Consider the following 21069-nt stretch of genomic DNA (forward strand, 5'->3'; position numbering starts at 1 on the left):
CCCCCTTCGGAGGGAAGGCGCGAAGCGACTCAGGGGGGCTACTTCATACCGCACTGGGCAGAGAACGCATCCCCATAGTTTTCCAGCACCGTCTTGATGGTCTTGTTGGTCACGCGGCCTTCGGCGTCCTTGCCGATGGTGCGCAGGTAGAAGTTCTGTACCGGGTAGTGGTTGTTGGCGTAGCGGAAGTTGCCGCGCACCGAAGGAAACTGCGCCTTGGCCAGCGCCTTGATCAATGCATCGCGGTCGGACACCTTGCCGCCCACGGCCTTGACGGCCGAGTCCATGGCGGTGATCACGTCGAAGGCCTGCGCGGCGTAGATGGACGGGTAGCGCCCGCCGTACTCCTTGCGGAACGCGGCCACGAAGGCCTTGTTGGCCGGGTTGTCCAGGTCGTGCGCCCAGTGCGAGGTGTTGAACAGCCCCAGCATGGGTTCGCCCACGGCGCTGATGACGTCTTCGTCGGCCGAGAAGCCGCTGGTCACCAGCGTAATGTCCTTGGACAGGCCCGCGCCCACGAACTGCTTGATGAAGTTGATGCCCATGGCGCCGGGCAGGAAGAAGTACACGGCCTCGGGCTTGGCGGCGCGCAATTGCGCCAGTTCGGTCGCGTAGTCGATCTGGCCGAGCTTGGTGTACATCTCGTCCACCACCGTGCCCTTGAAATTGCGCTTGAAGCCGTTGATCCCGTCCTTGCCGGCGGGGTAGTTGGGCGCGATCAGCACCATGCGCTTGAAGCCCCGGTCGGCCGCGAACTGGCCGGCGGCCTCGTGGTACTGGTCGTTCTGGTAGGCGGTGCCGAAGAAGTAGGGGTTGCACTGCGCGCCTGCCAGTTGGCTGGGGCCCGCGTTGTTCGACAGGTAGGGCACCTTGGCGGCGAACAGCGTGGGCGCCACGGCCAGCGCCACGTTGGAGGCGATGGGGCCGGTGAACAGGTCGATCTTCTCGCGTTGCACGAAGCGGTCCACCAGCTGCTTGGCCTGGTCGGGGCTGCCGGCCATGTCGGTCTGCACGAACTGCACGGGCTGGCCGCCCAACTTGCCGCCCAGCTGCTTGATGCCCAGCGCGAAGCCGTCCCGCGCCTCGGCCCCCAGGGCGGCGAACGGGCCGGAGATGTCCAGTGCGATGCCCACCTTGATGGGGGTGGCCGGCTGCTGGGCCGCTGCCGGCAGGCCGGCGCAGGCGCCCAGGACCGCCAGGGCGGTGGCGCCGAGCCGGGTGCGAAGGGAAGTGCGGGAAATTCGTGCCATCGTCAGTCCTTCAATCGTCGATCAACCAAGGGGAAAACCAGCCGGGGCCGCTGCAGGCCGTGCCGTGCATCGCCTGGCCGTCGCGGGGCCCTGCAGCCCCACTTCGGCCCGCGTTGCCGTGCCATGCACCGGGAACGTGCGCATCGCTGGGTGCGAAGGCGCCTTGCAGGCACGGAAAGCGGATGCCCGGGCTGTCCTGATGCAAGGGGCATTCCATGCAGCGGTGGTCGCCATCGCCGCCCGGTCCTGGGCGGGCGATGGGAGTGCCTGGGATCGTACAAGCGCACCGGGCTGCCGCGCCTACAGGTCTTCCCTGGGATGGAATGTCGCCCGGTGCCGGCCGGGCCGCCACGCAAGGCGCGGGGCAGGGGGCGGTGCGGACTGAAACAAGGGCCGGGAAGGCCTGTGGCACACTCGCCCGCTTTTCCAAAGCCGAGCCCTCGGGCGCGTTTTCAGCATGCAGAAGATCATCCGGCAGATTGCCGCAGAAATCCGGGTCACCGAGCAGCAGGTGGCCTCCGCCGTCGAGTTGCTGGATGGGGGCGCCACGGTGCCCTTCATCGCGCGCTACCGCAAGGAAGTGACCGGTGGGCTGGACGACATCCAGCTGCGCGAGCTGGAGGCCCGCCTGTCGTACCTGCGCGAACTGGAAGACCGCCGCGCCGCGGTGCTCAAGGCCATCGACGAGCAGGGCAAGCTGACCGATGCGCTGCGCGCCGCCATCGCGGGCGCACCGACCAAGCAGGAGCTGGAAGACCTCTACCTGCCCTTCAAGCAAAAGCGCCGCACCAAGGGCCAGATCGCCCGCGAGTTCGGCATCGAGCCGCTGGCCGACAAGCTCTTCGCCGACCCCACGCTGGACCCGGCGGCCGAGGCCGCCGCGTTCACCCGGCCCCCTGAGGTGCTGGACGATGGCAAGCCGGGTGCTGACTTTTCCACCGTGCCGGCCGTGCTCGACGGTGTGCGCGACATCCTCTCCGAGCGCTGGGCCGAGGACGCCGTGCTGGTGCAGTCGCTGCGCGAATGGCTGTGGGCCGAGGGCCTGCTGCGCAGCAAGAAGGTCGAGGGCAAGAACGAGGCCGATCCCGAGGTCTCCAAGTTCCGCGACTACTTCGAGTACGACGAGCCCATCGGCCGCGTGCCCTCGCACCGCGCGCTGGCCGTGTTCCGCGGCCGGGCGCTCGAAATCCTGGAAGCCAAGCTCGTCCTGCCCGTCGAACCAGAGCCCGGCAAGCCCAGCATCGCCGAGGGCAAGATCGCCCTGCACCTGGGCTGGAGCCATGCCGGCCGCGCGGCCGACGACCTGCTGCGCAAATGCGTGGGCTGGGCCTGGCGCGTGAAGCTGAGCCTTTCCACCGAGCGCGACCTGTTCGCCCGCCTGCGCGACGAGGCCGAGAAGGTCGCCATCAAGGTCTTTGCCGACAACCTGCGCGACCTGCTGCTGGCCGCGCCCGCCGGCCCGCGCGTGGTGATGGGGCTGGACCCGGGCATCCGCACCGGCGTGAAGGTGGCGGTGGTGGATGCGACCGGCAAGCTGGTGGAGACCGCCACCGTGTTCCCGCACGAGCCGCGCCGCGACTGGGAAGGCTCGCTGCACACGCTGGCCAAGCTGGTCGAAAAGCACGGCGTGAACCTGATCGCCATCGGCAACGGCACCGCCAGCCGCGAAACCGACAAGCTGGCCGCCGACCTCATCAAGCTGGCCGCCAAGGCCGAGCGCGCCATCGAGAAGGTGGTGGTGAGTGAGGCCGGCGCGTCCGTCTATTCCGCCAGCGAGTACGCCTCGCAGGAGATGCCCGATGTGGACGTGAGCCTGCGCGGCGCCGCCTCCATCGCGCGGCGCCTGCAGGACCCGCTGGCCGAGCTGGTCAAGATCGACCCCAAGAGCATCGGCGTGGGCCAGTACCAGCACGACGTGAACCAGAGCGAGTTGGCCCGCACCCTGGGCACGGTGGTGGAGGACTGCGTGAATTCGGTGGGTGTGGACCTGAACACGGCCAGCGTGCCCCTGCTCAGCCGCGTGTCGGGCCTGTCGGGCAGCGTGGCCAAGGCCGTGGTGCGCTGGCGCGAGGCCAACGGTGCGTTCAAGAGCCGCCGCCAGCTCATGGAGGTGTCGGGCCTGGGCGCCAAGACCTTCGAGCAGAGCGCGGGCTTCCTGCGCATCCGCGGCGGCGAGAACCCGCTGGACATGACGGGCGTGCACCCCGAGACGTACCCCGTGGTCGAGCAGATCATGCAAAAGACCGGCAAGCCCGTGGCCGAGATCATGGGCCGCGCCGACATGCTCAAGACGCTCAAGCCCGAGTTGTTCGCCAACGAGAAGTTCGGCGTCATCACGGTCAAGGACATCCTGGGCGAGCTGGAAAAGCCCGGCCGCGACCCGCGCCCGGACTTCAAGGTGGCGCGCTTCAACGACGGCGTGGAGGACATCAAGGACCTGAAGGAAGGCATGGTCCTGGAGGGCACGGTGAGCAACGTGGCGCAGTTCGGCGCCTTCATCGACCTGGGCGTGCACCAGGACGGCCTGGTCCATGTGAGCCAGTTGAGCCACAAGTTCGTCAACGATGCGCGCGAGGTGGTCAAGACCGGCGACATCGTGAAGGTGAAGGTCATGGAGGTGGATGTGGAGCGCAAGCGCATCGGCCTGTCCATGAAGCTCGATGCAGCGCCCCCGCGCAGCGGCGGCGACCGTGGGGCTCCCCGCGACAACCGGTTCGAAGGGGCGGGGCGGGGCCAGCATGCGGCACCGCGCCGCAGTAACGAGCCCGCGCCCCCGTCGGCCATGGCCTCGGCCTTCGCCAAGCTGCAAGGTAATAAGCGGTAAAAGTTGCGTGGATAATCGCCGGACCCTTACTTCCGGCCGTTCCATGGAGCTCATCGCCCTGCTGGGGATTCCCGTCGCGCTGCCGAGCGTGCCGCGCGCGGTGGCGCTGCTGATGAACGAGCTGGCGGCGCCCGAGCCCAACCTGCGCCGCGTCACCCAGCTCTTCGGCACCGACCCGGCCATGGCCGCGCGGCTGCTGGAAGAGGCCAACTCCCCCACGTTCCAGGCCCAGCAGCAGATCAGCGGCATTCCCGAGGCGCTGTCGCTGCTGGGCGTGCAGCAGTTGCGCACGCTGGTGGCGTCCGCGCCGCTGGGCACGACCTCGCGGTCGGTGCCGGGCGTCAACCTGCAGCAGTTCTGGCGCTACAGCCTGCACACCGCCAAGCTGGCGCGGTCGCTGGCCGGCAGCGTGCACCACAACCAGATCGCTGCATACACCGCGGGCCTGCTCCACGGCGTGGGCGAGTTGCTGCTGCACCTGGGCAACCCGGACCGCGTGCAGGCCATCAACCGGCTGGTCAGTCCCTTCGATCCGCGCCGCTCCAAGCTGGAGCAGCGGCTGCTGGGCTACTGCTATTCGCAGGTGAGTGCCGGCATGGCGCGCCGCTGGCAGTTGCCGCAGGTGGTGGTGGATGCCTTGCAGTACCAGAGCGCGCCGTTCGAGAACAGCGTGTACGAGCCGCTGGCCGGCGTGCTGCACCTGGCCGCGTGGCGCGTGCGGGCCCGCGAGGCGGCGCTGGGCGAGAAGGAACTGGCGGTCTCCTTTCCCGGCGAGGTTGGACTGGCGCTGGGGCTCGATATCGACATGGTGCTGCAGCAGGACCCGATCGACTGGACCGTGCGCCCCGACCCGGGCGACTACGTGTGAGCGCCGCGGCGCGCCGGTGCCCCAGCCGATGAAGGCGCTGCGCCTCCACGCAGGGCCGCTGGCGCGGGCGCACATCGCCCGGCACGGCCTGCAGCCCGCCGACATCGGCGTGATCCCGGCCGCGGCTGGCGGTCCCAAGGGACTGGTCCTCGGGCCGCTGGACCGCTTCGTGTTCGGGCACTGGTTGCAAGGCTCCACCCAGCCGGTGCATCTGGTCGGCGCCTCGATCGGCGCCTGGCGCATGGCCACTGCCTGCCTGGACTCGCCCGTGGCCGCGCTGGAGCGGCTGGAGCACGCCTACATCCACCAGCACTACGCGCCGCCACCCGGCCGCCAGCGCCCCACGGCCGCGCAGGTGAGCGCGCAGTTCGGGCAGGGGCTGCGCGACTTCTACAGTGCGCAGGTGGGGCCGTTGCTCGTGCACCCGCGCTGGCGGCTGCACATCGTGACGTCGCGGGGGCGGCACCTGCTCTCGCGTGAACGCCGGCTGGCCACACCGCTCGGCTACCTGGGCGCGTTCGCCGCCAACGCGGTGCACCGCCGCGCGCTGGGGTGGTGGCTGGAGCGGGTGGTGTTCTCCGGCCCGGCCGGCGATGCCCCCGGCGTCGCCATGGCGCCGCTGCCGTTCGCCACCACCGACTACCCCACGCGGCAGGTGGCGCTGAACGGGGCCAATTTCCTGCCGGCGCTGCAGGCCAGCTGCTCCATCCCCTTCGTGCTGCAGGCGGTGCACGACATTCCGGGCGCGCCGGCCGGTGCCTACTGGGACGGGGGCCTGACCGACTACCACCTGCATCTGCGCTACCGGCCGCTGGCGGACATCGAGCGGATGGATGCTATAAAAAATATAGCGACATGCCCTAGTGTTGATTGTCCTGGAGGCCAAAAACGTTCAGATCCCCCTGGCGCCCTGGTGCTGTACCCGCACTTCCAGCAGAGCGTGGTGCCCGGCTGGCTGGACAAGGGCCTGCGCTGGCGCCACCGCGCCACGCCCGCGCTGGACCGCATGGTGGTGCTGTCGCCGCACCCCGACTGGGTGCGCACGCTGCCGAACGCCAAGCTGCCCGACCGCAACGATTTTCTGCACTACGGCAGCGACCTGGCGGCCCGCGTGCGCGCCTGGAGCGCGGCCACGTCGGCCAGCCGCCAATTGGCCGACGAGTTCGCCGAATGGCTGCGCCGGCCGGACCCGGCGGCGGTCCTGCCGCTTTGAGGGCAGGCCGCCGCTGCCGCAAAGTTCACATCGATTCGGTGAGCATCGCCCGGTAGTCGTCCACGCTCGCCTCGCGCGGGTTGGTCTTGTGGCAGTGGTCGGCCATGGCGCCTTCGATCACGTCGCCGAACAGCGCCTCGGTCACGCCCATCGCGGCCAGGCCCGTGGGCAGCCCCAGCCGCGCGCTCATGTCGCGGATGGCCTCGGGGATGTCGCCCGCGGACGCCAGCCCCATGGCGTGGGCCATGCGTTCCAGGCGCCGGTCTTTCTGCACGGCGGGGTCCTGCGCGTTGAAGCGCACCACGGCGGGCAGGAACACCGCGTTCAGCGTGCCGTGGTGCAGCCGCGGGTTCACGCCGCCCAGGCTGTGGCTCAGCGAATGCACGCAGCCCAGCCCTTTCTGGAACGCCATCGCGCCCTGCATGCTCGCGCTCATCATGTTCAGGCGGGCCTCGCGGTCGCTGCCGTCGCGCGTGGCGCGTTCGATGTGCGCCCAGCCGCGCGTGAGGCCTTCCAGCGCGATGCCGTCGGCCGGTGGGTTGAAGGCCGAGGACATGAAGGTCTCCATGCAGTGCGCGATCGCGTCCATGCCGGTGGCGGCCGTCAGCGCGGGCGGCAGGCCCAGGGTCAGGGCCGGGTCGCAGATGGCCGTCTTGGGCACCAGGTGCCACGAATGAAAGCCCAGCTTGCGGTGGTCGTCCACGATGATGATCGCGCCGCGCGCCACCTCGCTGCCGGTGCCGGCGGTGGTGGGCACGGCAATCAGCGGCACGGCGCGCTCGGTGATGCGCGGCGAGCCGCCCTCGATGGTGGCGTAGTGCGTGAGCGGCCCTTCGTGCGTGGCCGCGATGGCGATGCCCTTGGCGCAGTCGATGGCCGAGCCGCCGCCCACTGCGATGAGGCCGTCGCAACCGTGGTCGCGGTACACCTGCACGGCGGCGCGCACGGCCGCTTCGGTGGGGTTGGAGGGCGTCTGGTCGAACACGGCCACGGGCACGCCGGCCAGTGCATCCAGCGCGTGCTGCAGCACGCCGGCGGCTTTCACGCCGGGGTCGGTCACCACGAGCGGGCGCGTGATGCCCACGCGGTCGCACTCCTGTTTCAGGAGCTGGATGGCGCCGAATTCGAACTGGATCTGGGTGACGTAGTAGATGAAGGCCATGGTGGATTGCGAGGATGCGCCCAGGGCGCGGTTGTGGTTAGCATGCCGGCCAGCCAATCTACAACCGGGAGCCTTCCATGGCCATGCAGCAAACCCTCATCGCCGCCGTGCTGGCGGTCGCCTGTGCGACAACCGCCCAGGCCGAATGCCTGAGCGACGTCCAGGTGGCCGAACTGGCCGCCCATTACTCGGGCAGGACGCCCGCCGCCAACCTGCCGCCCCTGAGCGATGCCGATGCCGCCTGCACGCGCGCCAAGTTCAATGCCTTGCTGGCGCACCGCCTGGGCCGGGTGGTGGGCTACAAGGCGGGGCTGACCAACCCTGCGGTGCAAAAGCGCTTCGGCACCGACAAGCCGGTGTGGGGCAAGCTGTACGAAGGCATGGTGCTGCGCGACGGCGCCGTGGTGGATGCGGCGTTCGGCGCCCGCCCGCTGTTCGAGGCCGACATGCTGGTGCGCGTGAAGAGCGCCGCCATCAACCATGCGCGCACGCCGATGGAGGTGCTGGAGCACATCGATCAGGTCATCCCCTTCATCGAGCTGCCCGACCTGCTGGTGCAGGCGCCGCCCCAACTCAACGGGGCCGGCGTGGCAGCCATCAACGTCGGGGCGCGGCTGGGCGTGGCTGGCGCCCCCATCGCCGTGCCGCGCCTGCGCGCGGAGCGCTATGCGATGGTGGACGCGCTCCAGAACATGGCGGTGACGCTCACCGATGGCCAGGGCGCTCGGCTGGGCGGCGGCAGGGGCAGCGACATCCTGGGCCACCCGCTCAACGCCGTCGTCTGGCTGGCCGAGGCGCTGGCCAAGGAGGACATCACCCTGCAGCCGGGCGATCTCGTGAGCCTGGGGTCGTTCTCCGCGCTGCTGCCGCCGCGGCCGGGGCTGGAGGTCACGGCCACGTTCGACGGGCTGCCGGGCGCAGCGCCGGTGCGCGTGACGTTCCGTTGATGCGCTGCCGTTGAGCGAGGGCCGGGAACGCCGGCCGGGGGCGAATAACCCGGCCCCGCCTGCTCACGGCCAAGTTGCGGGATGATCGGGCCCTTGTCCTTTTGGCCCTTTTTCCGCCATCCCACGGGGTGGCCCGCGACCGTGACACCTTCCGCCCCATCTACCGCCCGGCTCACCCCGCAGATGCGCAGCGTCATCGACCGCATGGAGCGCGCCGGCCGGCCGCCCCTGCACACGCTGCCCCCGGCCGAGGCCCGCGCCGCCTACGAGGCCGGCGCCGGCGTGCTCGAAGTGCCCAAGGCCGCCCTCGAACGCGTGGAAGACCTGAACATTCCCGCGCGCGACGGCCATGCCTTGCCGGCCCGCCTGTACGCCCCCACGCGCGGTGCGCCGCTGCCGGTGCTGCTGTACCTGCACGGTGGCGGTTTCACCATCGGCAGCGTGACCACGCACGACGTGCTGTGCCGGGAGCTTTCGCGCCTGGCGGGCTGCATGGTGGTGTCGCTGGACTACCGGCTGGCACCGGAGCACCGGTTTCCCACGGCCTCCAACGATGCGTGGGATGCGCTGGCCTGGCTCGCGGCCCAGGCCCAAGCGCTGGGTGCCGACCCGGCGCGCATCGCCGTCGGGGGCGACAGCGCGGGCGGCACGCTGTCCGCCGTCAATGCCATCCTGGCGCGCGATGCCGGCCTGCCGCTCGCGCTGCAGTTGCTGTTCTATCCCGGCTGCACCGCCCACCAGGACACGCCCTCGCACGCCGCGTTCGCCCACGGCCTGGTGCTGGAGGAGCCCGCCATCACCTGGTTCTTCGGCCACTACGTGCGCGGGCCGGCGGACCGCGACGACTGGCGCTTCGCTCCGCTGAACGCGCCCGACGTCGACGGCGTGGCGCCGGCCTGGATCGGGCTGGCCGAATGCGATCCGCTGGTGGACGAGGGCGTGGCGTACGCCGACAAGCTGCGTGCCGCCGGCGTGGCGGTCGATCTGGAGATCTACCGCGGCGTGACGCACGAGTTCATCAAGATGGGCCGCGCGATCCCGGAAGCCCGCCAGGCGCATGCGGATGCGGCGCAGGCGCTGCGCACGGCGTTCGGGCTGGCCTGAGCGGGGGCGGCCGTGCCGGCTCAGCGCTTCTTGCAGGAGGCGGTGATCAGCTTGCGCGCCGGCTCGCCGGGGATGCCGGCGAAGGACACCGGCGCCTCGTCTTCCTTGAACTCCTCGCGCGCGGTCACGGGGCCTTGCCACACGGGCTCGGCGTAGTAGTTCAGGGCCAGGTACCACCCCTTTTGCGTGCCGCAGTCGATCACGGCCACGCCCTTGAACGAGCGGTAGGGGTGCTTGCGGTAGCTGGAGCGCTGGGTGCTGCGCGACACGCGCACTTCCATGGTGAACTGGTTCTGCCAGGGAATCTGCGTGGGGTTGATCTGCACCAGGTCGCCGGTCTTGTCTTCCGGAAAGCCCTGGATCGTGAGCCATTCTTCGTCGGTTTGCGCGTGTGCCTGGGCCGCCAGGAGCAGGACCGCTAACAGGGCAGGGCGAAGGGGGGACACGGGGCCTCCAAGGATGGGGTGCAAACGATGCAGCGGCGAATCTTATGCGATCTGCGCCGCCCCGCATTGACGTGGATCAAGGGGGCAAAGCCGCATCAGGGTAATCCTGCGAAGGGGCGCGCTGCTGCGCTCCCTAAAATCGGTTGCGCTGCAAACCATCAAAATCATGGGTGCCTCGCACCCCAGGAGCCCGCTGTGCCAGAAACCACGTCCCCCCCAACCCCCTCGACCGCACAGCAGAGGATCATCAAGAAGTACCCCAACCGCCGGCTGTACGACACCTCCACCTCCACCTACATCACCCTGGCCGAGGTCAAGCAGCTCGTGATGGCGGGCGAGCAGGTGGTGGTGCGCGATGCCAAGACCAGCGAAGACCTCACGCGCAGCATCCTGCTGCAGATCATTCTGGAAGAGGAAGCCGGCGGCGCGCCCATGTTCACCGAGGCCGTGCTGGCCAACATCATCCGTTTCTACGGCCACGCCATGCAGGGCTTCATGGGTGCCTACCTGGAAAAGAACGTACAGGTGTTCACCGACATCCAGGCCAAGATGGCCGAACAGTCCAAGGGCATCACGCCCGAGATGTGGTCGCAGTTCATGAACCTGCAGTCGCCCATGTTCAAGGGCATCATGGGCAGCTACGTGGACCAGTCGCAGGCCATCTTCACGCAGATGCAGGAGCAGATGCAAAAGCAGACCGAGCAGATGCTCGGCGCCTTCGGCATCAAGCGCTGAAGGCGGGCCCCAGAGCCCGGGGGAGGGCCTGGGAGCCGTAGCCCTGGGCCCGTGTGGCCGCGTCGGCCATGGACGGACTTCGCCCAGCGCAGTGGCGCGCCGTCAGTCCTGCACGTGGGATTTCCGGTGGGCGTCCTGAAAGATCCGATGGATCAGTTCCCGGAACCACTTGTGCCCCGGATCGTGGTCGTTGCGCGGATGCCAGACGGCGTCGATGGACAGCGCCAGCTCCGGCAACGGCATGGGGAAGGCAACGCAATTCGATCCGGAAAGCACGCTGTCCATCCAGTGCGCCGGCATCGCTGCGATCAGGTCGGTGGATTCGATCACCGGCACCATGCCCTGCCACGTGGGCACCTGCACCATGACCCTGCGTGCCAGACCGCGTTCGGCCAGCAGTTCGTCCAGGATGTTGCTGCCCACCCCTGACACCTTGAGGTGCCCCAGTTCGAGGTACTTTTCCAGCGTGAGCGGGGTGGAGGCGGCAGGGTGGCCCTTTCGCATCAGCACCATCCAGCGGTCATCCAGGATGCGCCGCGAGGCCGAAAGAACGGAGTGCCCCCGCGACACCGAGAGCCTGATTTCCACCCCTTCGTACTCGACGCGGTCCGACGGCTGGCGCATCTCGAATGACTGCACCGACAGGCTGATGCCGGGAGCCACGGAACACAGCTCGGTGCACAGGCGCGGTAGCAAGAGGACCCCCACGTAGTCGGACACGCGCAGAAGAAACGTTCTGCGCGCCGTGCCGGGATCGAACGCGCCGGCCACGCCGATGGCGTTCTCGATTTCGCTGAAAGCCTTGCGGAAACGCGTCGCCAGGCGAACGGCTTCCGGGGTGGGAACCATGCCCTCTGCCGTGCGCAGCATCAGCGGGTCATTGAACTGCTCGCGCAGGCGCCGCAGTGCGTGGCTGACGGCGGAAGAGGTCAGGTTGAGCCGGGCCGCCGCCTTGGCCACGCTGCGCTCCTCCACCAGCGCCTCGAACATCACTAGCAGGTTGAGATCGATTTTGCGCAGGTTGACGACCGCGCGGTCCTGATGGGTAAGGGGTTGAATATCGTTCATCTTGATGATGATGGTAATGAATTTGACTAACCACCCCTGCGGCAAAAACAATCCGGTCAGCAGTTCAACCCGACCGTTTGGAATCCATGCCCATCACAGACCGCCACGGCGCGACCCATCAGGCGCCGCCTGGTGAAACAGAAAGAGTCTTTCCGCAAGGGGCGTGCGACACGCACCTTCACGTCTTCGGATCCCCCGGCGAATTTCCGTTCATCGCCGAGCGCGCCTACACCCCGCCACCTGCCACGATCGAGCAGTACTGGTCTGCCTACCGCCCTTTGGGAATGGACCGGTGCGTTCTGGTGCAGCCCAGCGTGTATGGGCGCGACCACTCGCTCTTGAAGCGGACATTGGGCGACGCGGCCGCGGGCAGCATGCGCGGCGTGGCCGTGATCTTCGAGGACACGCCAGACACCGAGATGGAGGAACTTCACCGGCTGGGCGTGCGGGGGGCTCGATGCAATGCGCTGTTCAGCGGGGGCGTTTCGATCGCCAGCGTGCAGTCGATTGCCGATCGGGTGAAAGGGCTGGGTTGGCACATCCAGCTGCTCGTCGACATCGATGAAGACATCCGCCTCGTCCAGGGCCTCGCCGAGAGTGGCACGACCGTGGTGGTGGACCACTTCGGCCACCCCTCGGACTGCAGCGACATCGACAGCCGGGGCATCCGGAGCCTGCGGAGCCTGATGCGGGAAGGGTGCGCCTGGGTCAAGTTCTCGGGCGCCTACCGGATCTCTGCGGCAGCGTCCGGCGTGGACCCTGCCGTGCTGCCGCTGGCGCACAGCCTGGTGCAGGCCAATCCCCACCGCATCGTCTGGGGATCGGACTGGCCCCACCCCGGCATCGACGCCACGTCCATCGCCAGCGCGGAACTGGCGAGCCTCATCACCCACTGGTTTCCCGAGGAAATCAGGCGCAAGGCGCTGGTCGACAACCCGACCCGGCTTTATTGGGAAGACTGATTTTTCTAAAAAGGAGACATGGCATGTTCAATGCACCATCCAGCCGCAGAGGCTTTTTGCAAGGCGCCGCATCGCTCGCGGCATGTTCCATGGCCTTCCCGGCCGGGGCCCAGAACCGCTTTCCCTGGAAGCCGATCACGCTGGTGGTGCCCTTCGCGCCCGGAGGGAATGTGGACATCGTCGCGCGCTCGCTGGGCGTGCCGCTGACCAAGTGGGTAGGGCAGTCCGTGATCGTGGACAACCGTGCGGGCGGCGGGGGCGCCGTCGGAACGAGCACGGTGGCGCGGGCCGAGGCCGACGGGCACACCTTGCTGGTGGCAACGCCCGGGCAGTTGGGCACCCTTCCGGAAATCATCAAAACGCCGTACAAGGCCGACAGTCTGGTGCCGGTGGCGGTGCTCAGCCGCACACCGGTCGTCGTGGTCGTGCGTGCCAACGACCCGCGGTTCAAGACCGCGGCCGATTTCATCAAGGCCGTGAAGTCCACGAGCCAGGGCGTGACGGTCGGCCACGCGGGGCCGGGCTCTCCCAACCACCTGGCGTTGCTCCAGTTCGAGGATTCCGCCCAGGCCCAGGTCAATGCAGTGCCCTACAAAGGATCGGGGCCGGCGTTGGTGGACCTGATGGGGGGCCAGATCGACGCGGTGATCGATCAGATCACCAGCTCCACCCCGCACATCAAGGGTGGCGCGCTCCGCGCACTGATGGTGCTGGGTCCGCAGGCGGGCGGGCTGCTCGCGAGCGTGCCGACGCAGGCCCAACTGGGCTTGCCGGTGTTCGATGCGACCACCTTCGTCGGGGTCTTCGCGCCCAAGGCGACGCCTGCCGCCAACGTTGCCAGCCTGCATGAATGGATGACCAAATCGGTGGCCCAGCCGGAGTTCACCAACGTGATCCGGGATCTGGGCAGCGAGCCGGTGGGGGAGGGCGGTGCCGCGCTGCAACGGCTGGTGAGTGCCGAGGTCGCCCTGGCCACGCGAATGGTCAAGCAGGGACGGCTCAAAGCCGACTGAGCCGTAAGGTGGTTGGCGTGAGGCCCGGCCGCGCCCAGCCTGCCGAGGCCATCGCCCCCCGCCCTTTCGATGCACCGCGTTCGACCCTTGACGGGGCCACGCGGCGCAGGGCGCTCTTTTCGTCATCGCAGGACCCTGAAATTGATTGCAATCATTCCAGCCCCGGCGCCGCTGGACGGCGACTACCCGCGTTTTCTTCATGCATTGGCCGCCGAGGGTTTCCGGGGCGAAATCACATCGCAATACGCGGACCGCACCGTTCTGGCGACAGACAACTCGATCTATCAGCGGCTGCCCCAGGCCGTGGTCTTCCCGCGGGATGCCGCGGACGTCGAAACACTCTCGAAGCTGCTCGCCAGGCCGGAGCACCGGCGGGTGGTGGTTTCTCCGCGGGGCGGCGGCACGGGCACCAACGGGCAATCCCTGACCGATGGCATCGCCGTGGATCTTTCCCGGCATCTCAACCAGATCCTGTGGATCGATCCCGTGCGCAGGGTGGCCCGGGTGCAGGCCGGCGTCGTCAAGGACCAGTTGAATGCGGCGCTGAAAGCGCATGGATTGTTCTTTGCCCCCGAGCTGTCCACGTCCAACCGCGCCACGATCGGCGGCATGATCAACACCGACGCCAGCGGCCAGGGCAGTTGCACTTACGGCAAGACCCGCGACCACGTGCAACTGCTGGACATGGTCCTGCTGGGGGGCGTGCGGTTTGCCAGCCGGTCGGTCGATGCCGAGGAGCTGCCTTTGCAATTGAAGGAAAGCGGCCTGGTGGGCGATGTCTGGCGCTGCGCGCACCGGATCGCCACGGAGCATGCCGAGCTGATCGAGGCGCGCTTTCCCAAGCTCAATCGCTGCCTGACCGGCTATGACCTGGCGCACCTGAAAGAGCCCGGCGGTCGCTTCAACCTCAACAGCGTTTTGTGTGGGGCGGAGGGCTCGCTGGGCTTCGTCGTCGAGGCGGAAATCGGCCTGCTGCCCATCCCCCGCCATTCCATGCTGGTCAATGTGCGTTACGCTAGCTTCATGGACGCGCTGCGCGATGCAAGGGTGTTGATGGAGCACCGCCCGTTGTCGATCGAGACGGTCGATTCGCGGGTCTTGATGCTGGCGATGGAGGACATCGTCTGGCAGGACGTGGCGGAATACTTCCCTGCCCAGGCCGACCCGGCGCCGACGCGTGGCATCAACCTGGTCGAATTCTGCGGGGACTCGGAGGACGAGGTGCGCACCCGCGTGGCGGCCTTCACCGGGCACCTTGCCTGCAACCCCACCGTGAGCCGCATCGGCCACACCATCGCATCGGGCCGCGCGGCCGTCGAGAAGGTGTATGCGATGCGCAAGCGTGCCGTCGGCCTGCTGGGCAACGTGCAGGGCGAGGCCCGGCCCCAGCCCTTCGTCGAAGACACGGCCGTGCCGCCAGAGAAGCTCGCCGACTACATCGAAGAGTTCAGGGCATTGCTGGACCGGCATGGGCTGAGCTACGGCATGTTCGGCCACGTGGATGCGGGTGTGCTGCACGTCCGGCCCGCCCTGGATCTGAAGGACCCCGCCCATGCGGCGTTGATCCGTAGCATTTCCGACGAGGTCGCCGGGCTGACCCTGAAATACGGTGGCGTGCTCTGGGGCGAGCACGGCAAGGGAGTCCGGTCCGAATACGCGCCGAAGTATTTCGGCCCCCTGTATGCCGCACTGCAGTCGCTCAAGGTGGCATTCGATCCGCACAATCAGCTCAATCCGGGAAAGATCGCCACGCCCGCAGGCCAGAGTGCCCGGCTGCTGCGCATCGATGAGGTGCCGTTGCGTGCCGACGCCGATCGTCAGATCGACGAGCGGGTGTGGCAGAGCTATGCCAGCGCCGTCCATTGCAACGGCAATGGCGCTTGCTACAACTTCGATCCGGACGACGCGATGTGCCCGTCATGGAAGGCCACGCGCGAACGCAGGCACTCCCCGAAAGGGCGTGCCTCGCTGCTGCGCGAGTGGCTTCGCTTGCAGGGCCAGGCGGGGGTGGATGTTCTGGCGGTGGCTGCGCGGCAACCCTCATTCCTTTCCGGATTGGCCAGGCGCTGGCGCAATAGCCGCGAGTGCGCTGCTAATGGAATGGACCGTTCCAACGACTTTTCCCACGAGGTGTACGAGGCGATGTCAGGTTGCCTGGCGTGCAAGTCGTGCGCGGGGCAATGCCCTGTCAAGGTCAACGTTCCGGACTTCCGTGCGCGCTTTCTGGCGCTGTATCACACGCGGTATGGAAGGCCGTTGAAGGACTACCTCATCGGCTCGCTCGAATTCAGCGTTCCCTATCTGGCACGCATTCCACGGCTCTACAACGGTGCCATGTCCAATGCGCTGGTGCGCCGGATGCTGGAGCGCCATGCAGGCATGGTGGACAGCCCGTTGTTGAGCCGCTTCGACTTCCAGGCCACGTTGAACCGCTGGGGCGTGCGCCGGGCCACGCCATCGTTGCTGGCCGCGCTGACGGACGCGCAACGCGCCCAGTCCGTGATCCTGGTGCAGGACGCTTTCACGCGCTACTTCGAGACGCCCGTGTTTTCCGCGTTCATCGAGCTGGCGTCCCGGCTGGGGTACACGGTCTGGCTGGCCCCTTTCATGCCCAACGGCAAGCCGCTTCATGTGCTGGGCTTTCTGCAGGCCTTCGATCGAACGGCGTCCAAAAATGCGGAGATGCTTGGCGCTCTGGCATCGCATGGCGTGCCGCTGGTCGGCCTCGATCCTGCCATGACGCTTGTGTACCGCCAGGAATACGCGAAGCTGCCGTCTTTGCAAAAGCCGCCGGGCGTGCTGCTTGCGCAGGAATGGCTGCTGCAAGCCCTGCCCGTGCGGGCGTCCGGATCTCCTTCGGGGGACTTTCAGCTACTGAACCACTGCACCGAAAAAACGACTGCCCCTGCCGCCGCAGCGCTGTGGCCCCAGGTCTTCGCCCGTGCCGGTTTGAAGCTCAGTCCGCGGGCCAGTGGCTGCTGCGGCATGTCGGGAACCTACGGACACGAAAGCCGGAACGTGCAGACCTCGCGCCTCATCTACTCCCAATCGTGGGGTCCGATATTGAACGCCGAGCCGGCGCGAGAGACGGAGTTCCTGGCCACCGGCTATTCCTGCCGCAGCCAGGCCAGGCGGATGGACGACCGGCGTTTGCGGCATCCCGTGGAAGTCCTGCTTCAGTTCTATGCACAGCGAGAAACTTCCGCTCCTGTCGGCACGGCCTGCTGAGCGCGTGCATCCGGCCGCTTTTCACCTGCCAGTGCACAACCGGCAAATCAAAGTATGATGGTCGTCATGCGAAAAGAAAAGACCAATGCCCGGACCGCTGCCAAAGAGGCCTCGCACGAGCGCATCGTGCAGGCCGCTGCGCGCGCCATCCGGCGCAGCGGCTATGACGGCACCGGCGTGGCCGACATCATGAAAGAGGCGGGTTTGACGCACGGTGCGTTCTATGCCCATTTCGAGTCCCGCGAAGCCATGCTGGCCGAAGCGGCAGACCGTGCCGGAGCCGAAGCCAACGCCGCCGCTGCGCGCATCGTCGCAGCCGTGCCGCCAGAGCAGTCCTTGCAAGCGCTGATGCAGATCTATCTGTCCAAAGAGCATCTGGTGGCTATCGAGACAGGCTGCCCGGTTTCCGCCCTGGGCTCCGAGATGCCGCGCCAATCGCCCGAAGTGCGTCGCGCGGCCACGCTCCGCATTAAGGAGATGATCGATCTGGTGGCCCGTCAGTCGCCCGATTGGGGACAGCCTGGGGCCCACGAGCGCGCGTTGGTGACCGTGGCCACCATGGTGGGCACGTTGGTGCTGGCCCGTGCCGTCGATGATGCGGCGTTGTCGGACTCGCTGTGCAGCGCCGCGTTGAAGAGCCTGGCCCCGTCCGGTGCGTGAGCCCACCGGACTTTTTTTGCTCATAAATATGATGGTCATCATTTCAAAAGGCCTGTCAGCCAATGCTGCCGGGTTCGTCATTTGCACTGCCTGGAAAAAGGAAACCCCATGAAAGCTTTCGTCCTGGACCGCTACGGAAAAAAAGAGCGCTTGCGTGCGGCCGATGTGCCTGAGCCGGACTTGCGTGACGACGAGGTGCTGATCCAGGTTCATGCGACCGCCGTGAACCTGCTGGATGCCAAGATCCGCAATGGCGAGTTCAAGCTCATCCTGCCGTATCGCACCCCCTTCGTCCTGGGCCACGATGTGGCCGGCGTGGTGGCGCGTGTCGGACCGCGTGTCCACCAGTTCAAGGTGGGCGACGAGGTGTACGCCAGGCCCGATGACTTGCGCATCGGCACGTTCGCCGAATTCGTGGCCGTGAAGGAAGACTCGGTGGCGATGAAGCCCAGGAACCTCACCATGGAGGAGGCTGCGTCCATCCCCCTGGTGGGCTTGACGGCTTGGCAGGCGCTGGTCGAAAAGGCAAAGCTCAAGAAGGGGCAGAAGGTTTTCATCCAGGCAGGCTCCGGGGGCGTGGGCACGTTTGCCATCCAATTGGCCAAGTACCTGGGCGCGACGGTTGCCACCACCACCAGCACCGGCAACGTCGCTCTGGTGAAGCGCCTGGGCGCGGATGTCGTCATCGACTACAAGAACGAAGCCTTTGAAGACCACCTGAGTGGTTACGACGTGGTGCTGAACAGCCAGGATGGCAAGGCCTTGGCGAAGTCCCTGGGCGTGCTCAAGCCGGGTGGAACCCTCGTTTCCATCTCGGGGCCACCGGACCCGCGTTTCGCCGAAGGCATCCAAGCCCCATGGTGGGTGAAGCAGGTGATGGGCGTCCTCAGCTCTGGCGCCCGCAGGCAAGCCCGGCGCCTCGATGTCGCCTACGCATTCCTGTTCATGAAGGCCAGCGGAAGCCAGTTGCGGCAGATCACGCCGCTGATCGAGTCGGGCGCCATCAGTCCGGTGATCGACCAGGTCTTCCCCTTCGAATCCACCAACGATGCCCTGGCATACGTCGAAAGCGGCCGAGCCAAAGGCAAGATGGTCATCAAGGTTCGATGAACCGTTCCATCGAACCACATCGCACGTCCGTGAATATGACGATCGTCATTTGAAATCTCAATCCAACCCTTTGGAGCTCCCCATGCACATTGAAAACTCCGTCGTCCTCGTCACGGGCGCCAACCGCGGCATCGGCCTTGCCTTCGCGCGCGAACTGCTTGCGCGAGGTGCTCGCAAGGTTTACGCCGCCGCGCGTGATGCTGCTACCGTCACCTTGCCCGGCGTGCAGGCCCTGCGGCTCGACGTCACCAAGCCCGAGGAGGTCGCTGCTGCGGCACAGCAGGCCGCCGACGTGAACCTGGTGATCAACAACGCGGGCATTGCCCAGCCGGGTGGTTTTCTGGATCAGGACAGCGACGCGGTGGCGCGCCGCTTGTTCGAGACGAACTTCTTTGGTGTGCTGAACATGAGCAAGGCATTTGCGCCCGTGCTCCAGGCGAATGGCGGTGGCGCACTGCTCAACGTTCTGTCGGTGGCGTCTTGGGTCAATGGTGGCGAGCTGGCCGCTTACTCGGCCAGCAAGTCGGCGGCGTGGTCGTTGACCAACGCACTGCGCCATGAGCTGGCCGGGCAGAAGACCCAGGTGCTGGGCCTGCACATGGCGTATGTGGACACCGACCTCACCAAGGGTTTCGAGGTCCCGAAAAGCAGCGCCGAGGAGATCGTGCAGCGTGCGCTCGACGGACTGGAGGCCGGCGCCGATGAGGTATTGGCCGATGCGCTCACCCAGCAGGTGAGGCAGGGCCTGACAGCGCCGCGCCCAGTCTACCTGCCCCAGGCACTTTGAGCCCCGGTCACACCGGCATGCCACTCGACACACTCCCTGCGCCTGCCGTGAAGAGTGGCGCCAGCGCGTGATCACGGCGCCCGTGGTGAGAAGCGGGGGCTTTGGAACACAGCATGCCCGGTGCCTTGATGGCCGAGTCGATGCCAGACAGAGCCTCGGAACCCATGATTTCAAGGGTGGAGATGCAGCGCAGCTGAGGTCAATTCCTGGCCTCATTTACAATGTCCGGTTATCTTGCCCGCCGGGCCGTCCTGCGAAACCCAAATGAAATCAGATACTTACGATGAAATCGCGACGCCAGAGACGATGAAGGTCCCCAAGGTAGGCTTCGTCAGTCTTGGCTGCCCCAAAGCCCTGACCGACTCCGAACTGATCCTCACGCAGCTCAGTGCCGAGGGCTACCAGACCTCCAAGACTTTCGAAGGTGCCGATCTCGTCATCGTCAACACCTGTGGCTTCATCGACGATGCCGTCAAAGAAAGCCTGGACACCATCGGCGAGGCGCTGGCCGAGAACGGCAAGGTCATCGTCACCGGCTGCCTGGGTGCACGGTCCGGCGACGGTGGCGGGAACCTGGTGCGGCAAATGCACCCCAGCGTGCTGGCCGTCACCGGCCCCCATGCCACGCAGGAGGTGATGGATGCCGTCCACCTCAACCTGCCCAAGCCGCACGACCCGTTCATTGACCTGGTGCCGGGCAGCTTCGGCGTGGCGGGCATCAAGCTCACGCCCAAGCACTACGCATACCTCAAGATCAGCGAGGGCTGCAACCACCGCTGCACCTTCTGCATCATCCCCTCCATGCGCGGCGACCTCGTCTCGCGTCCCATCGGCGATGTGCTGAGCGAGGCCAAGGCTTTGTTCGAAGGCGGCGTCAAGGAACTGCTGGTCATCAGCCAGGACACCTCGGCGTTCGGCGTCGACGTGAAGTACCGCACGGGTTTCTGGGACGGCAAGCCCGTCAAGACCCGCATGCTGGAGCTGGTGCAGACCCTGGGCGAGATCGCCGAGCCCTACGGCGCCTGGGTGCGCCTGCACTACGTGTACCCCTACCCGAGCGTCGATGAGGTCATCCCCCTCATGGCCACGGGCAAGGTGCTGCCGTACCTGGACGTGCCGTTCCAGCACAGCCACCCGGACGTGCTCAAGCGCATGAAGCGCCCCGCCAGCGGCGAGCGCAATCTGGAGCGCATCCTGCGTTGGCGTGAGGCCTGCCCCGAAATCGTCATCCGCAGCACCTTCATCGCCGGCTTTCCGGGCGAGACCGAAGAAGAGTTCCAGCACCTCCTGGACTTCGTGCGCGAGGCGCAGATCGATCGTGCAGGCTGCTTTGCCTACAGCGACGTGAACGGCGCGGTGGCCAATGAACTGCCCGGCATGCTGCCCATCGAGCTGCGCGAAGAGCGCCGCGCGCGCTTCATGGCCGTGGCCGAGGAAGTGTCCGCCGCCAAGCTGCGCAGCCGCGTGGGCGCCACCATGCAGGTGCTGGTCGACTCCGCCCCCGCGCTGGGCAGAAAGGGCGGCACCGGCCGCACCTATGCCGATGCGCCCGAGATCGACGGCGTGGTGCACCTGCTGCCGCCCGAGAAGATCAGCAAGACGATGAAGGTGGGCGAGTTCACCCGGGCCCGCATCGTCGGCACGCAGGGACACGATCTGGTCGCACTGCCGATCTGACCGGAGGCGGCGCGG

At 67.3% G+C, this 21069-nt stretch carries 17 protein-coding genes; 13 read left to right on the forward strand and 4 right to left on the reverse strand.

Annotated elements, in window-relative coordinates; all coding sequences use genetic code 11:
• Positions 1 to 38 precede the first annotated feature (38 nt).
• Positions 39 to 1250, reverse strand: coding sequence for an ABC transporter substrate-binding protein (locus AVMA1855_RS14965; RefSeq protein ID WP_284426312.1), 1212 nt, complete (start codon positions 1248 to 1250; stop codon positions 39 to 41).
• Positions 1251 to 1707: 457 nt separating this feature from the next.
• Here AVMA1855_RS14965 and AVMA1855_RS14970 point away from each other — a divergent pair, with 457 nt between their 5' ends.
• The 3 genes from AVMA1855_RS14970 to AVMA1855_RS14980 are packed head-to-tail and all read left to right on the forward strand — an operon-like array spanning position 1708 to position 6155.
• The gene (locus AVMA1855_RS14970; RefSeq protein WP_284426313.1) at positions 1708 to 4074 is read left to right on the forward strand and encodes a Tex family protein; all 2367 of its coding nucleotides are present in this window, start codon (positions 1708 to 1710) and stop codon (positions 4072 to 4074) included.
• 43 nt (positions 4075 to 4117) lie between these two features.
• Complete coding sequence (locus AVMA1855_RS14975; RefSeq protein ID WP_284426314.1) at positions 4118 to 4942, forward strand: HDOD domain-containing protein; 825 nt, start codon at positions 4118 to 4120, stop codon at positions 4940 to 4942.
• A gap of 28 nt (positions 4943 to 4970) precedes the next feature.
• Positions 4971 to 6155, forward strand: coding sequence for a phospholipase (locus AVMA1855_RS14980; RefSeq protein WP_284426315.1), 1185 nt, complete (start codon positions 4971 to 4973; stop codon positions 6153 to 6155).
• A gap of 25 nt (positions 6156 to 6180) precedes the next feature.
• Here AVMA1855_RS14980 and gbd read toward each other — a convergent pair whose 3' ends face one another.
• On the reverse strand, positions 6181 to 7317 hold the full coding sequence (gene gbd / locus AVMA1855_RS14985) for a 4-hydroxybutyrate dehydrogenase (RefSeq protein WP_284426316.1): 1137 nt from the start codon (positions 7315 to 7317) through the stop codon (positions 6181 to 6183).
• A gap of 77 nt (positions 7318 to 7394) precedes the next feature.
• Between gbd and AVMA1855_RS14990 the strand changes: the two genes are divergently transcribed.
• Both AVMA1855_RS14990 and AVMA1855_RS14995 read left to right on the forward strand, forming a co-directional pair.
• Positions 7395 to 8264 carry a 2-keto-4-pentenoate hydratase gene (locus tag AVMA1855_RS14990; protein WP_284426317.1) on the forward strand — a complete coding sequence of 290 codons (870 nt, stop codon included), beginning with the start codon at positions 7395 to 7397 and terminating at the stop codon, positions 8262 to 8264.
• A gap of 183 nt (positions 8265 to 8447) precedes the next feature.
• Entirely contained in the window at positions 8448 to 9368 is a 921-nt protein-coding gene (locus AVMA1855_RS14995; protein ID WP_284426380.1) for an alpha/beta hydrolase, read from the forward strand.
• A 20-nt stretch (positions 9369 to 9388) separates the two neighbouring features.
• Here the strand turns inward: AVMA1855_RS14995 and AVMA1855_RS15000 are convergent, their stop codons facing one another.
• Positions 9389 to 9814: a surface-adhesin E family protein gene (locus AVMA1855_RS15000; RefSeq protein ID WP_284412060.1), complete on the reverse strand. Its 426-nt coding sequence runs from the start codon at positions 9812 to 9814 to the stop codon at positions 9389 to 9391.
• Positions 9815 to 10009: 195 nt separating this feature from the next.
• Between AVMA1855_RS15000 and phaR the strand changes: the two genes are divergently transcribed.
• Positions 10010 to 10549, forward strand: coding sequence for a polyhydroxyalkanoate synthesis repressor PhaR (gene phaR / locus AVMA1855_RS15005; RefSeq protein ID WP_272568591.1), 540 nt, complete (start codon positions 10010 to 10012; stop codon positions 10547 to 10549).
• A gap of 102 nt (positions 10550 to 10651) precedes the next feature.
• Here the strand turns inward: phaR and AVMA1855_RS15010 are convergent, their stop codons facing one another.
• On the reverse strand, positions 10652 to 11617 hold the full coding sequence (locus tag AVMA1855_RS15010) for a LysR family transcriptional regulator (protein WP_284426318.1): 966 nt from the start codon (positions 11615 to 11617) through the stop codon (positions 10652 to 10654).
• 86 nt (positions 11618 to 11703) lie between these two features.
• Here AVMA1855_RS15010 and AVMA1855_RS15015 point away from each other — a divergent pair, with 86 nt between their 5' ends.
• From AVMA1855_RS15015 to rimO, 7 genes are all read left to right on the forward strand, one after another.
• On the forward strand, positions 11704 to 12579 hold the full coding sequence (locus AVMA1855_RS15015; RefSeq protein WP_284426319.1) for an amidohydrolase family protein: 876 nt from the start codon (positions 11704 to 11706) through the stop codon (positions 12577 to 12579).
• A 23-nt stretch (positions 12580 to 12602) separates the two neighbouring features.
• Positions 12603 to 13592, forward strand: coding sequence for a Bug family tripartite tricarboxylate transporter substrate binding protein (locus AVMA1855_RS15020; protein WP_284426320.1), 990 nt, complete (start codon positions 12603 to 12605; stop codon positions 13590 to 13592).
• A gap of 144 nt (positions 13593 to 13736) precedes the next feature.
• Positions 13737 to 16820 (forward strand): D-2-hydroxyglutarate dehydrogenase YdiJ, encoded by a 3084-nt coding sequence (ydiJ, locus tag AVMA1855_RS15025; RefSeq protein ID WP_284426381.1) that lies wholly within the window; start codon positions 13737 to 13739, stop codon positions 16818 to 16820.
• A gap of 54 nt (positions 16821 to 16874) precedes the next feature.
• Positions 16875 to 17480: a TetR/AcrR family transcriptional regulator gene (locus AVMA1855_RS15030; protein WP_284426321.1), complete on the forward strand. Its 606-nt coding sequence runs from the start codon at positions 16875 to 16877 to the stop codon at positions 17478 to 17480.
• 108 nt (positions 17481 to 17588) lie between these two features.
• The gene (locus AVMA1855_RS15035; protein ID WP_284426322.1) at positions 17589 to 18590 is read left to right on the forward strand and encodes an NADP-dependent oxidoreductase; all 1002 of its coding nucleotides are present in this window, start codon (positions 17589 to 17591) and stop codon (positions 18588 to 18590) included.
• 82 nt (positions 18591 to 18672) lie between these two features.
• Entirely contained in the window at positions 18673 to 19377 is a 705-nt protein-coding gene (locus AVMA1855_RS15040) for an SDR family oxidoreductase (RefSeq protein ID WP_284426323.1), read from the forward strand.
• A 306-nt stretch (positions 19378 to 19683) separates the two neighbouring features.
• Positions 19684 to 21054 carry a 30S ribosomal protein S12 methylthiotransferase RimO gene (gene rimO / locus AVMA1855_RS15045; RefSeq protein ID WP_284426324.1) on the forward strand — a complete coding sequence of 457 codons (1371 nt, stop codon included), beginning with the start codon at positions 19684 to 19686 and terminating at the stop codon, positions 21052 to 21054.
• Positions 21055 to 21069: the final 15 nt, after the last annotated feature.

Origin of the sequence: Acidovorax sp. SUPP1855, assembly GCF_030158955.1 — a bacterium.
Lineage (GTDB): Bacteria > Pseudomonadota > Gammaproteobacteria > Burkholderiales > Burkholderiaceae_C > Paracidovorax.

What these genes read in the sequence shown, in the direction of transcription:
- AVMA1855_RS14965 (WP_284426312.1), bottom strand. Translation starts at nt 1,250, where the DNA reads ATGGCACGAATTTCCCGCACTTCCCTTCGCACCCGGCTCGGCGCCACC.
- AVMA1855_RS14975 (WP_284426314.1), top strand. Translation starts at nt 4,118, where the DNA reads ATGGAGCTCATCGCCCTGCTGGGGATTCCCGTCGCGCTGCCGAGCGTG.
- AVMA1855_RS14980 (WP_284426315.1), top strand. Translation starts at nt 4,971, where the DNA reads ATGAAGGCGCTGCGCCTCCACGCAGGGCCGCTGGCGCGGGCGCACATC.
- AVMA1855_RS15010 (WP_284426318.1), bottom strand. Translation starts at nt 11,617, where the DNA reads ATGAACGATATTCAACCCCTTACCCATCAGGACCGCGCGGTCGTCAAC.
- AVMA1855_RS14995 (WP_284426380.1), top strand. Translation starts at nt 8,448, where the DNA reads ATGCGCAGCGTCATCGACCGCATGGAGCGCGCCGGCCGGCCGCCCCTG.
- AVMA1855_RS15030 (WP_284426321.1), top strand. Translation starts at nt 16,875, where the DNA reads ATGATGGTCGTCATGCGAAAAGAAAAGACCAATGCCCGGACCGCTGCC.
- rimO (WP_284426324.1), top strand. Translation starts at nt 19,684, where the DNA reads ATGAAGGTCCCCAAGGTAGGCTTCGTCAGTCTTGGCTGCCCCAAAGCC.
- AVMA1855_RS15020 (WP_284426320.1), top strand. Translation starts at nt 12,603, where the DNA reads ATGTTCAATGCACCATCCAGCCGCAGAGGCTTTTTGCAAGGCGCCGCA.
- AVMA1855_RS15040 (WP_284426323.1), top strand. Translation starts at nt 18,673, where the DNA reads ATGCACATTGAAAACTCCGTCGTCCTCGTCACGGGCGCCAACCGCGGC.
- AVMA1855_RS15015 (WP_284426319.1), top strand. Translation starts at nt 11,704, where the DNA reads ATGCCCATCACAGACCGCCACGGCGCGACCCATCAGGCGCCGCCTGGT.
- gbd (WP_284426316.1), bottom strand. Translation starts at nt 7,317, where the DNA reads ATGGCCTTCATCTACTACGTCACCCAGATCCAGTTCGAATTCGGCGCC.
- AVMA1855_RS14990 (WP_284426317.1), top strand. Translation starts at nt 7,395, where the DNA reads ATGGCCATGCAGCAAACCCTCATCGCCGCCGTGCTGGCGGTCGCCTGT.
- AVMA1855_RS14970 (WP_284426313.1), top strand. Translation starts at nt 1,708, where the DNA reads ATGCAGAAGATCATCCGGCAGATTGCCGCAGAAATCCGGGTCACCGAG.
- AVMA1855_RS15035 (WP_284426322.1), top strand. Translation starts at nt 17,589, where the DNA reads ATGAAAGCTTTCGTCCTGGACCGCTACGGAAAAAAAGAGCGCTTGCGT.